At 70.3% G+C, this 11,789-nt stretch carries 9 protein-coding genes and 3 pseudogenes; 8 read left to right on the forward strand and 4 right to left on the reverse strand.

Annotation, left to right across the window (positions count from 1 at the left end; genetic code table 11):
• Positions 1-143: 143 nt before the first annotated feature.
• The gene (locus tag LRD69_RS22455) at positions 144-626 is read left to right on the forward strand and encodes a MarR family transcriptional regulator (RefSeq protein ID WP_277329844.1); all 483 of its coding nucleotides are present in this window, start codon (positions 144-146) and stop codon (positions 624-626) included.
• Positions 627-747: 121 nt separating this feature from the next.
• Here the strand turns inward: LRD69_RS22455 and LRD69_RS22460 are convergent, their stop codons facing one another.
• Positions 748-1,533, reverse strand: coding sequence for a protein phosphatase 2C domain-containing protein (locus tag LRD69_RS22460; protein ID WP_277328337.1), 786 nt, complete (start codon positions 1,531-1,533; stop codon positions 748-750).
• Positions 1,534-1,896: 363 nt separating this feature from the next.
• Here LRD69_RS22460 and LRD69_RS22465 point away from each other — a divergent pair, with 363 nt between their 5' ends.
• The 7 genes from LRD69_RS22465 to LRD69_RS22495 all read left to right on the forward strand — a co-directional run bounded on the left by LRD69_RS22465 (position 1,897) and on the right by LRD69_RS22495 (position 9,331).
• Positions 1,897-4,908, forward strand: coding sequence for a nitrate- and nitrite sensing domain-containing protein (locus tag LRD69_RS22465; RefSeq protein WP_277329845.1), 3,012 nt, complete (start codon positions 1,897-1,899; stop codon positions 4,906-4,908).
• Positions 4,905-5,384, forward strand: coding sequence for a roadblock/LC7 domain-containing protein (locus LRD69_RS22470; RefSeq protein WP_277328338.1), 480 nt, complete (start codon positions 4,905-4,907; stop codon positions 5,382-5,384). The genes LRD69_RS22465 and LRD69_RS22470 overlap by 4 nt, the downstream gene beginning before the upstream one ends.
• Positions 5,381-5,794, forward strand: coding sequence for a DUF742 domain-containing protein (locus LRD69_RS22475; RefSeq protein ID WP_277328339.1), 414 nt, complete (start codon positions 5,381-5,383; stop codon positions 5,792-5,794). Before LRD69_RS22470 ends, LRD69_RS22475 begins: the two co-directional genes overlap by 4 nt.
• On the forward strand, positions 5,775-6,425 hold the full coding sequence (locus tag LRD69_RS22480) for an ATP/GTP-binding protein (RefSeq protein WP_277328340.1): 651 nt from the start codon (positions 5,775-5,777) through the stop codon (positions 6,423-6,425). The genes LRD69_RS22475 and LRD69_RS22480 overlap by 20 nt, the downstream gene beginning before the upstream one ends.
• A 43-nt stretch (positions 6,426-6,468) precedes the next feature.
• Positions 6,469-7,716 (forward strand): styrene monooxygenase/indole monooxygenase family protein, encoded by a 1,248-nt coding sequence (locus LRD69_RS22485; RefSeq protein ID WP_277328341.1) that lies wholly within the window; start codon positions 6,469-6,471, stop codon positions 7,714-7,716.
• Between the two features lie 363 nt (positions 7,717-8,079).
• A complete protein-coding gene (locus LRD69_RS22490; protein WP_277328342.1) occupies positions 8,080-8,625 on the forward strand; it encodes a hypothetical protein in 546 nt (181 codons plus the stop codon).
• Positions 8,626-8,869: 244 nt separating this feature from the next.
• Positions 8,870-9,331, forward strand: a complete 462-nt coding sequence (locus LRD69_RS22495; protein ID WP_277328343.1) for a hypothetical protein — start codon at positions 8,870-8,872, stop codon at positions 9,329-9,331.
• A 196-nt stretch (positions 9,332-9,527) separates the two neighbouring features.
• On the opposite strand, the pseudogene LRD69_RS22500 reads toward LRD69_RS22495, so the two are convergent.
• From LRD69_RS22500 to LRD69_RS22510, 3 pseudogenes are all read right to left on the reverse strand, one after another.
• Positions 9,528-10,079 (reverse strand): annotated as a pseudogene (locus tag LRD69_RS22500) (family 20 glycosylhydrolase); the annotation flags it as partial.
• Between the two features lie 317 nt (positions 10,080-10,396).
• Positions 10,397-11,241, reverse strand: a pseudogene (locus LRD69_RS22505) (carbohydrate ABC transporter permease).
• Positions 11,238-11,369 (reverse strand): annotated as a pseudogene (locus LRD69_RS22510) (sugar ABC transporter permease); the annotation flags it as partial. The pseudogenes LRD69_RS22505 and LRD69_RS22510, both read right to left, overlap by 4 nt.
• Between the last annotated feature and the right edge of the window lie 420 nt (positions 11,370-11,789).

Here is an 11,789-nt window from a genome sequence, read left to right on the forward strand (position 1 = left end):
ACGCTACGCACGTAGACCCGCACGGCGGAAGAGGGCCTGGGCGCTGCCGTTGGTCTACGCCTGCGAAATACTGACCGAGCTGCGGCGATGGCCGGTGGTGAAAGAAACTTTCAGCGGCAGGAAAGCTCATGAGGGGTGTTGACGTGCACGGGAGCGAGAGCGGGAGTGACCCCGGCGCGGCCGGGTCGAGTGGTGTGGACCAGGAATTCCTGGCGCTGGAGCGGGAGTTGGCCGTTTTCCTGCGTCGCGCACGGTCCAACTCCGGCGAAATGGCGCGCGAGGTCCACCCCGACCTGGAGGCCGCGGCGTACGGACTCCTCGTGCGGCTGGAGTCGGCGGGGCAGCAGCGGGCCACCGATCTCGCGGGGTACTTCGGGGTCGGCAAGGCGACCATGAGCCGTCAGCTGCGGGCCCTGGAGGACCTCGGACTGGTGGCGCGCGAGCCCGACCCGGCCGACGGGCGGGCCTTTCTCGTGCATCTCACCGAGGAGGGTCTCGCCCGCTACCGGAGCGTCCGCGACGCCCGGCGCGAGCGGTACGTACGCAAACTGGCCGACTGGGACCGGGCCGAGGTGGCGGAACTGGCCAGGCTGCTGCACCACTTGAATGCCCGGGCCGAGGACTGACCCCGGCAGGCGCGGGCCCGGACCGGCGTCCTCGGGCGCTCTTCGGACCCCGCTCCCTTGGAAGCCACCCACACCGGGGAGCGCCCCCCCACGTCCCCGGCCGCCCCTCCACCCGGGCGACCTACAGCACCGCGTAGAGGGCCGTCGCGTCGTCGTGCGTCTTGCTGCGGCGCAGATACGTACGCTCCGTGTCCGCGTCCTCCAGCGCCCTGACCCGGTCGATCAGCTCCTGCGCGCCCTCCTTGTGGAGCACCCCGAGGCAGGCCGACCAGTCCCCTTCGCGGAACATTTCGGTCCAGCGACTCGCGCCGTCCGTCAGCGCGGCCACCGCCCGTACCTCTGCGCGTGGCGTCCGGCCGGTCACCGCGCGGGCCGCCACCTCCGGATCGGCGGCGGCGGTGAAGAAGCCGCCCTCCTTGTTCCGCGCCTGTGCGTCGGCGATCGCCTCGGTGGCCAGAGAGCCCGGAGGTAGCCGGTCGAGCCGGTCGTCGAGCAGTGCGCGCACCGATCCGTCCGGCGATTCGAGCAGCAGCACCGAATCGGAGAGGACCAGGTGTTCGATCTCGCGTTCGCTCCAACGCGCCATCACGACGGTCGCCTGTGGCGTACGCACGTGAGAAAGGTCACACGAGGAGCGGTGTGCGTCCGCGGTGCGCCGGATGGACTCGGACAGGATCTCCTTGAGGGTCAGATCCCGCCGCGAACCGGACAGTTCGGCCAGCGATCCACCCAGTCGCGCGGTGAACCACGGGACGGAGTGCACACAACCGCTCCCGCCCTGCGGCGGGGTGACGCCGTCGAGCAGGACCAGCACCCCGCCCTGGCCGGACGCCGGAAGTACGGTGGCCGCCCAGTCCTCGTTGGGGCGTTCGGGCCGGCCGGGAGCGGTGGCGAAGTCGATACGCATGCGGCAAGTCTGCACGACGTCTTCACCAGTCCTGCATGGCCCGGCGTTGGGCCGTACCGGCAGGTCAGCGGTCCGCGTCGAGCGGAACGAACGGCTCCGTGCGGGTGCGGGCGGGCATCCTGCCAAAGCCTGCGCGGAAGTTCCAGCCCATGGCCCGGGTGTGCGAATTCGCGCCCGGGGGGAGACTTGTTCGCCAACTCGGGAGTGATGTTCACTCGTTCGGGTGGCGGAGCGGTTGATGCGCGCCCCCCTCTCAAAAGCACTGGAATGGTCGGAAGCCGTACCAGGGGGGCGGGGTGCCGTTCCATGTGACCGAGCGTCACCTCTGCTTCATGGGTGGACGAGTCAAGATTGCGAGCACCGGTGCAGAAGAAGCGGCCTCGGAGCAAGGGCAGCAAGCGAAGCGGTTCCGGGGCGACACCACTGCCTCCGGCCGAAGGTGAGCCCACTCGGCGCGCCGTACGCGTACGCAGCCGGCTGGTCGCCGGCGTCGCGGTCGTCGGCATCACCGTCATCGCCGCGGGCGCACCCGCGGCCCTCGGCGCATCCTCCGAACTGACCGAGTCCCAGCGGCTGGTCACGCTCGCCGAGCTGAACCAGCAGGCGGTGGCCCTCGCGCACGCCCTCGCGGACGAGCGCGACGAGGTGACCGCGTACATCGCCGGCGGCCGCGACGAGAAGTCCGGCAAGGTGAGCGAGGGGCCCAGCAGCCGCAGCGGCCGCGTCGACCAGCAGATCGACGAGATCCGCGCCACGGCCCCCGCAGGGCTGCGCCGCGACCTCTCCACGATCCCCTCGGTGCGCCGCACCGCGCTGACCGGCAAGGGCTCGGCGCTCGCGGCCCACCAGGCGTACTCCGAGGTCATCGCCAAGCTCCAGGACCTCGCCGACGAACTCGCCGAGAAGACCCCGCCGCGCGCCGCCGACGCCACCCGCGCGCCGCTCGCCCTCGGCCGGGCCACCGAGCAGGCCTCCGCCACCCGTGGGCTGCTGATCGCCGCGCTCTCGGTGCCCCGCGAGGAGGACCCGGTCCCGCAGATCGACCCGTTCACCGGGCTGCCCGTGCAGCCCCAGGACGAGGGTCCGACCGAGGACGACCGCAACCGTGACGAGCTGAGCGCCGCCGCCCAGCAGGCCCGGGTCGGCGAGCTCGCCTCGCTCGCCGACTTCGACCAGGCGGCGGGCTCCGCCGCCCGCGAGAAGCTCTCCTCGACGGTCACCGGCCCCGAGGTCACCAGCGCGGAGAAGTACCTCGGTTCGCTCACCGACCGCCCCGAGCTGTCGGACGCCGACCAGCGGGCCAGCCGGAAGAAGGTCGCCGCGGCGCTCTCCGCCCGGGTCGACCGCATGCGCAGCGTGGAGTCCGCCCTCAGCACCGCCCGTATCCAGCGTCTGGAGCAGCTGCGCGACGACGACGTCACCGCGCTCGAACTGCACATCGCGCTCCTCGGCGGCTGCCTGCTGATCGCGGTCGGCGTCTCCACCGCCGTGGCCCGCACGCTCACCCAGCCGCTGGCCGTCCTGCGGATCGGCGCCGCCCGCCTCGCCGCCGAGCCCGGCACCGCCGAGCCGGTCCGCTACACCGGCCGCAACGACGAGTTCGCCCAGGTCGTACGGAACCTCAACGCCCTGCACGGCAAGATGCACGGGCTGTTGCAGGATTTCAACGGCCGGTTCGCGAACCTGGACCACGAGCGCGGCGAGCTGATCGCCGGACGCGAGGCCCTCACCCTTCAGCGCACCGAACTCCAGCACCGCACGGCCGACCTGACCGCCGAGCTGGAGCGGCTGAGGAACACGGTCCACCACACCTTCGTCAACCTCTCGCTGCGGACCCTCGGCCTCGTCGAGCGCCAGCTCGGTGTCATCGAGAGCCTGGAGGAGCGCGAGCAGGACCCGGAGCGGCTCTCCACCCTCTTCAAGCTCGACCACATGGCCACGGTCATGCGCCGCCACAGCGAGAACATGCTGGTCCTCGCGGGCGCCGAGCACGGCCACGGGCACGCCGGACCGATCCCGCTGGTCGACGTCCTGCGCGCGGCCGTCAGCGAGATCGAGCGGTACGAGCGGGTCACCATCCAGTCGCTGCCGCCGCACGCCCAGATCGCCGGCTTCGCCGCCGACGACCTGAGCCACCTGGTCGCCGAACTCCTGGAGAACGCGACCTCCTTCTCGCCGCCCGACTCGCATGTCCAGCTCTCCGGCTGGCTGCTGGAGACCGGTGAGGTGATGCTCTCCGTGCAGGACGAGGGCATCGGGATGTCGCCGGTCCGGATGGGCGAGCTCAACGCCCGGCTGGCCGACCCTTCCTCGTTCGAGTCGGGTGAACAGAGCGCGGACGGCGCGGGCCTCGGGCTTCGGGTGACGTCGATGCTGGCGGCGCGCCACGGGGTGCGGGTCCAGCTGCGCGAGCAGAAGGGCAGCGGGGTGACGGCGGTCGTCGTCGTGCCGCAGGCGCTGCTGCCGAAGGCGCCGGCGACCGCGACCCCGCCGCCCGTACCGGTGCCGGGGGCGGCGCCCGCGCTGAACCTGCCGGGTTCGGTCGCGGAGGCCAACTCCAACTCGCTGCCGGGCCGGACGCTCGCGCTGTCCGACGACCCGCTGATCGCCGCGGCCGAGCAGACGATCCGTGACACGCCTGCGGCCGAGGCGGCCGCACCGGGGCCGCCGGCGGCGGAAGCACCCGCCACCGAGGTGCCCGCACCCGAGCCGTTCGCGGCCGAGGCACCTGCTGAGCCGGTCGCGTCCGAGCTGTTCGCGCCGGCGCCGCCCGTGGTCGCCGAGCCGCCGGTCGCCGAGCCGTTCGCCGCCGAGCCGCCCGCCCCCGAGCCGTTCGCCGCCGAGACCGACGCCGAGAAGACCATGCAGTTCCGGCTCCCCGACTTCCGGGAGGTCCCGCAGCCGCCTGCGGCCCCGGCGGAGTCCGACCCGTACGCCATCGGCCCCGACCGCCACGAGCGCACCGCGGACGAGATCTCCGAGCCCTTCGCCGCTCCCGTCCCTGCCGCACCCGTGGCCGAGCCGACGCTCCCCGGCCCCCGCAGCCCGGAGCCGGACCAGCCGCAGCCCGACCGCCTCACCGACAAGGGGCTGCCCAAGCGCACCCCCAAGATCGCGAAGCCCGCCACCGCCCCGTCCGCCGAGCGCAAGGGCAGCCTGGACAAGGACGCCCTGCGCCGCCGCCTCGGCGGCTTCCACCGTGGCGCGATGGACGGACGCCGCGATGTCGAGGCGGAGATCGCCGAAGGCGCCGGCCCCGCCCTCGGAGCCGGCCCGCACGAGCGCACCGCGCAGACCCCGCACACCGAACTGGCAGACCGCTCCGGCGGTCGAACCGATGACACGGGGGACACAGTCGAGGAGGCACGCAGTTGACTGCGCCCAGCACATTCGGGCTGAGTACCGAGGCCCGGAACCTTCACTGGTTGCTGAGCAATCTCGTCGAGGAGGTGCCAGGGGTCCACTCGGTCACGGTCGTCTCGTCCGACGGACTGATGCTGCTCTCCTCCGATCCCGGCCACCACGCAGCGAAAGCAGCGGGCAGACAGGACGGCCCCCGGGGCTCCAGCGCCGACCTCGCCACCATCGTCTCCGGTATCGGCTCCCTCACCATCGGTGCCGCGAAGCTGATGGACAGCGGTGGCGTCAAGCAGACCATGGTCGCCATGGAGGAGGGCAGCGTCTTCGTCATGTCGATCAGTGACGGCTCCCTGCTCGGCGTGCACGCCACCCCTGACTGCGACATGAGCGTCGTCGCCTACCACATGGCGCTCTTCGTCGGCCGTGCCGGACACGTACTCACCCCCGAACTCCGCAGTGAGCTGCGCAAATCGATGGAGAGCGCCCAGTGACCCCCGCCGTTGAACCCGCCCGCAGGCTGCCCGTCCGCGGAGCCGACCGCCGGCCCGCCCGGGTCCGCCCGTATTCGCTCACCGGCGGCCGCACCCGCTTCGGTCACGTCCTCCTGGTCGAGACGTTCGTGGCAGCGCTGGAAGCGCCCGAGGAGCGCCGCGAGCTCACCAACGGCAGTCTCACGACGCGCGTGATGCCGGAGCTCCGGGCCATTGTCGAAATCTGCCGCCGCATGCGTACGGTCGCGGAGATCTCGGCCCTGTTGAAGATGCCGCTCGGCGTGGTCCGAGTGCTGCTCAGCGACTTGGCCGACCAGGGAAAGATCCGCGTGTACGGAACCGGTCACGGAACCGGTCAGCCCGACCGCGCACTGCTCGAAAGGGTGCTGAATGGACTCCGTCGTCTCTGATTCGCTGCTGTCCGCCCCGCGTCAGCCGGGACCGGAGGACCAGGCCGGGGAGTCGTTGCAAGCCTGGCAGCTGGATCACACCAGAGCCCCCATCGCCACGAAGATCGTGGTCGCGGGCGGGTTCGGCGTCGGCAAGACGACCCTCGTCGGTTCGGTCTCGGAGATCACCCCGCTGCAGACCGAAGCGCTGATGACCCAGGCCAGCGAGGAGACCGACGATCTCGCCGCGACGCCCGACAAGGTCACCACGACCGTCGCGATGGACTTCGGCCGGCTCACGCTCGACGACGACCTCGTGCTGTACCTGTTCGGCACGCCCGGACAGCAGCGCTTCTGGTTCATGTGGGACGACCTGGTGCGCGGCGCGATAGGCGCGATAGTGCTCGCCGACACCCGGCGGCTCGCCGACTGCTTCCCCGCGCTCGACTACTTCGAGAGCTGCGGACTGCCGTACATCGTGGCCGTCAACCACTTCGAGGGGACGCCCGGTTTCGAGGCGGAGGACGTCAGGGAGGCTCTGACCGTGCCCCCGCACGTACCCGTTGTGATCATGGACGCGCGTAACAGGATCACTGTCGTCGAGTCGCTGCTGGCCCTGGTGGGCCACGCTCTTGACGTCGCACCCGCATAGACAGACCACGCGCTCGAACACGCAGATGTAACGGAGAACCGCGATGCGGAAAATACTGATAGTCGGCGCCGGCCAGTCCGGTCTCCAGCTCGCCCTCGGACTGCAGTCCAGTGGGTACGAAGTCACCCTGATGTCCAACCGCACCGCCGACGAGATCCGGTCCGGCCGGGTCATGTCGACGCAGTGCATGTTCGACACCGCGCTGCAGCACGAGCGTGACCTCCAGCTCAACTTCTGGGAGTCCCAGGCCCCGCGCATCGAGGGCCTCGGCGTCTCGGTCGCGGCCCCCGACTCCTCGCGCCCCATCGACTGGGTCGGCAAGCTGGACGGCTTCGCCCAGTCCGTCGACCAGCGCGTCAAGATGGCCGGCTGGATGGAGACGTTCGCCCAGCGCGGCGGCCAGCTCGTCATCCACGGCGCCGCCGTCTCCGACCTGGACTACTTCTCCCGCACCTACGACCTGGTGATGGTCTCCGCGGGCAAGGGTGAGCTGGTCTCCATGTTCGGCCGGGACGCGTCCCGTTCCCCGTTCGACGCCCCGCAGCGCGCGCTGGCCGTCGCGTACGTCCACGGCATGGGCCCGCGTCCCGAGCACCCCGAGTTCGACGCGGTCCGCTGCAACCTGGTCCCCGGCGTCGGCGAGCTCTTCGTGATGCCGACCCTGACCACGTCCGGCCGTGCCGACATCCTGTTCTGGGAAGGCATTCCGGGAGGACCGCTGGACGTCTTCCAGGGCATCAAGGACCCCTCCGAGCACCTCGCGAAGACGCTGGAGCTCATGGAGCGGTTCACGCCGTGGGAGTACGCGCGTGCCACCAAGGTCGAACTGACGGACGCCAACGGCACCCTGGCGGGCCGTTACGCACCGACCGTCCGCAAGCCGATCGGGCGGCTGCCCGGCGGCGGCCTGGTGCTCGGTGTCGCGGACGTGGTCGTCGCCAACGACCCGATCACCGGTCAGGGCTCCAACTCGGCCTCGAAGTGCGCGAACGCGTATCTGCAGTCGATCATCGAGCACGGTGACCGGCCGTTCGACGCGGACTGGATGCAGTCCACGTTCGACCGTTACTGGGACACCGCGCAGCACGTCGTGAAGTGGACGAACGCGATGCTCGGCGTCCCGCCGGAGCACGTGCTGAACCTGATCGGCGCCGCCGGCCAGCTCCAGTCGGTCGCCGACCGCTTCGCCAACGGGTTCAACAACCCGGCGGACTTCGACAACTTCTTCTTCGACCCGGAGAAGACCAACGCGTACCTCGCCGAGGTGGCTGGGGCCGCATCGGCCGCCTGACCTGCGAAGCAGTGGTTGGCTTTGGTCAACATCGGTGTCTGTGGGCCGTCCTCGGACGGCCCACAGACGGCCCTGCAGGCTGCTCTCGCCAGCAACCTGATGGCGACCAGAACGACGTTTGATCAGGCTGCTAGCGGATAGCGCCTGAAGTACGTGCTCGGTGATTTGGGTCCCCCTGTTCGTGCGGGTTCACGGTCATGCGTGGCTCGCCCGCAGGAGGGACTCACGGCCGACGGCTGCGAGTGACCCTGCTGACCCGCTCCGGCCAGCAGCCGTAAACGATGGACGGCGCGCCCCCGTTCCGCCATGCTGCCTTGGCGATCATGCGCCCGCGGCGGCTGCATTGTGTGAGGGGTGGGGACTGTGGAGCATGCGCAGGTCGAGGCTGTGCCGCCGGAGCGCATCCGTTACCGGTATACGCGTCTCCAAGGCGTACTGCCTGTTCTGCCCCTCCTTGTCGTCGTCGGGGGCACGACGGTCATCGATTGGATGACCTTGAAGCGCGCCGGGTCTGAGATAGCCGAGTCATTGGGTACGTGGGCCGCCCTGCTGATCGTGCTGCTGATCCTCGGGCAGTACTTCGGCGTCACTCTCACGGAGTCGACGGCCATCGTGCACAGCCTCCGCCACCGGACCATCCAGTGGTCGAACGTCCAGGCCATCCGCGTCGAAAATTTCCAAGGGGCCCGAATCGTTGTGATCTACGAAGCGGGTGGCCGTCGTACCCGCCTTCGGGCACCGATCACCGGGTTCCTCTGCTGGGACCGCGGGTTCGAGGAGAAGTTCCACACCATCGACAGGTGGTGGCTGGACCACCGCGGCCCGGATTGGGCACCTGTCCTCGTTCCTGGGGCGCAGTTGAACAGCCCACCGGTTCCCGACGGGAACTCTTTCGCCTCTCCCACGTAGTCGGCGGCTGGTCCACGCATCCTCGGGCGGTGAAGGGGGCCCATTCGGGTATGGGCGCCACCTTCCCTGAAGACGAGAAGGACCGCCTTTCGGTGGGCGACTGTCGGGCGCCCACGACCGGCACCACGAACAGCCGTCGGCGGCGAACGCGCTCCTCTGCTGGGCTCTCAGTACGTCGAACTTTGCGCCTGCCGCTAAAGTGCGATGCTTGTTCGATTCGCCGCGGGGCGAAGGGGGAGGGGTCGTGAGCGCACAACTGAGAGACACCGCAGGGGAATTGGCGGAGGTGCTGTGGCGGGAACACACCGTGTACCGGGAGCGGTCCGGCGGTGTGGTCATCCGGGGTGAGCATGTACGGCGGTGGATCAGCCTCGCTCCGGCGGGCGGCCGGGACGAGGTCCTCGTACGCGCGGGTCGCATCCTGGACGGCGGCACCACCGCTCCTGCCCGTTCGGAGGCCGTGGTGCCCCTCTCCGCCGGTACCGGCGTGCTTGCCGCGACCTGCCGTCGTCTGCTCGCCGAGGCGGCGGCCGATGTGGCACCGGTCGCGCCGGGACGGGCAGCGCCCGGGCGGTCCAAGCGGCCCGGCAAGGCCGCGCGGCCCAAAGGCAGTGGGAAACACACCGGTTTCGGTTCATGGGTCATCCTCGCCTGTATCGCCGGCGTGATCGCCCTGTACGTCTACAGCACCGCGATGCGCGGCTGACCGGTACTACAGGGACACATCACCCTGGCCGCACGGGAAGTGGCCAGGGCGCGGCGGCGACCAGGCGGCGGCCCTTGCGTATCGCCGCAGGTCGCAACCAGATGTGTCCCTGCAGTCCCGGCGGAACGACAGCGGGGACGGGCGCCTCAGTCGAGCGGCGGCGCACCGTCCAGTGGATTGCCGAGGCGGACGCCGTCCGGTAGTCGACGCCGAGGGCGTCGAGGCGCGGGTAGTGGGCGCTCATCCTCGACGTGAACGCCTCGTAGTCCCGCTCGTCCGGCGTCGGCAGAGTGGACCAGGCCACCTCGGCGAAAGCGACGAGGCGGGGGAACGTCTGGTAGTCGACGCGTTGCTGCGTCTCCATCATCCCGGTCCATACATTGGCCTGGGCCCCCAGGATGTGGGCCGCCTCGGTCTCGGTCAGCTCGGGCGGCACCGGCTCGAAACGGTAGACGTCCTCCAAGGTGCGGACGTAGCCGAGCGGCATCGGCTCGTCGTCCCCCGGAGCCTCGCGGTAGTTGAGGTACACCTCCTGGTGGGGACACATGACGACGTCGTGACCCGCCCGCGCGGCCGCGATTCCTCCCGCGTATCCGCGCCAGGACGACACGGCGGCCCCGTCGGCCAGACCGCCCTCGAGGATCTCGTCCCAGCCGATGAGGCAACGGCCCCGGTCGGCCAGCCAGCGGTCGAAGTGCCGGATGAACCAGCTCTGCAGCTCGTCCTCGTCCGCGAGCCCGAGCTCCTTGCGGCGCGTCCTCCACCGTCACGTACGGCACGGTCGGCGCCTGGCCCGGCGGCCGGATGCGTGCCTTGCGGAAGGCGTCCGGGCCGAGCAGCTGGCGCAGCGTCTGCCGGCCCCAGAAGATGCCTGCTTCGCCACCGCCCTCGATGTCCACGCCGTTCTCGTCGACGGTGAGCCGATAGCCCTCGGTCCGAGCCGTTCGGAGAGTTCAGGGGCGATGCGCGTCCGTACGTCGTCGTGGTACGGGCCGTGCCGGCCGGATTCGGTGACCGTGCGCGGGACGGGCACGAGACCGGTGGATGACTGCTGCGTCATGGAGATCAGTCCTTCACTGCGCCGCCGAGGCCGGAGACCAGGCGGCGTTGTACGAGTACGAAGAAGATCAGTACGGGGACCGTCATGACGGTGGACCCGGCCATGATCCCGCCCAGTCGTTCTCCTCGGGCTTGAAGAAGACGAGGAGGGCCATCGGGAGCGTCGACTGCGAGGTGTCGCTGATGATGAAGGACTTGGCGAAGAGGAAGTCGTTCCACGTGGCGATTAAGGAGAAGACGCTCGTCGCGGCCAGGCCCGGGGTCACCAGCGGGAAGAGGATCTGCCACAGGAAGCGGGCGCGGCTCGCGCCGTCGATGTACGCCGCCTCCTCGATGGCCTCCGGTACCGCTTTCACGATGCCCCTCAGCATCCAGATCGCGAAGGGCAGGGAGAAGGCGATGTGCGGCAGGAGCAGGGCGCCGAGCGTGTTGAGCTGCCCGAAGTCCCGCATCATGAAGAAGAGGGGAATCGTCAGTGCCTCGATCGGCACCATCTGGGCGATGAGGAACATCACGAGGAGCGTCGTACGGAACCGGAACCGGAAGCGGAACCGGGCGACCGCCGTCGCCGCGAGAAAGGCGATCAGGCCGGAGGCGACCACCGCGACGACAGCCACGACAAGGCTGTTGAGGAAGTAGCGGCCGAAATCGTGCTGTTCGAATACCCGGCGGAACGCCTCCAGCGAGGGGTGGAGGGTCCAGGGCCGCGGGTGTGCGGACTGCACTTCGTCCGCCGGCTTGAACGCGGACAGCACCATCCAGTAGAGGGGGAAGGCGACGACGGCTGCGATGAGCAGGGTCGATGCCTCGGCGGCCAACCGCCACGGCCTGCGCAGGCCCAAGAAGTTCACAGCTGCTCTCCCTGTCGTCGCAGCAGCCGCAGATAGCCGAGCGAAGCGGCCAGCAGAATCAGCAGCATCACGATGCCGACCGCCGAGCCGAGGCTGTACTGCGAGGAGGCGAAGGCCTTCTGGTAGGCGATCGTCCGTGGCGGGCGCGGCCTGGATCGGCGTCCCGCACCGCGCAGGAAGCGGGGTATCGGGCGGCCGGCGCCCGTGCCCATGTCAGGGGCGAGGCGGCCCTGGACCGGGCTGCGCCGAAGTCCGGACGGCCGTCTCTCCGGACCACCGCCTCGCCGTCGAGGGCCGTCCCCCGGGAGCAGCTCCATGCCGCCACGGTGCGGCAGCGCACGACTGGCGGCGCCTTGGGGCTGGAGCTTCCACGGCAGCTCGGCCGCGCCCGCATCCGGCGCTGCTGCTCCTGTCGCTCCCGGACCTCGAGTTCGCGGACCCGGTTCCGGGTCCGGCGCAGCTGCCGGTCCAGCCACTCCTCAGCTGCCGGTCCAGCCACTCCTCAGGGGCCCGAAGCGCCGGCGCGTCCTGAGGGAGTCGCCAATGAT

Origin of the sequence: Streptomyces sp. JH14, from assembly GCF_029428675.1 — a bacterium.
Taxonomy (GTDB): Bacteria; Actinomycetota; Actinomycetes; order Streptomycetales; family Streptomycetaceae; genus Streptomyces.

Bases quoted from the DNA above. Each gene is read 5' to 3' on its own strand.
- LRD69_RS22460 (WP_277328337.1), bottom strand. From the start codon at position 1,533: ATGCGTATCGACTTCGCCACCGCTCCCGGCCGGCCCGAACGCCCCAAC.
- LRD69_RS22480 (WP_277328340.1), top strand. From the start codon at position 5,775: ATGGACTCCGTCGTCTCTGATTCGCTGCTGTCCGCCCCGCGTCAGCCG.
- LRD69_RS22485 (WP_277328341.1), top strand. From the start codon at position 6,469: ATGCGGAAAATACTGATAGTCGGCGCCGGCCAGTCCGGTCTCCAGCTC.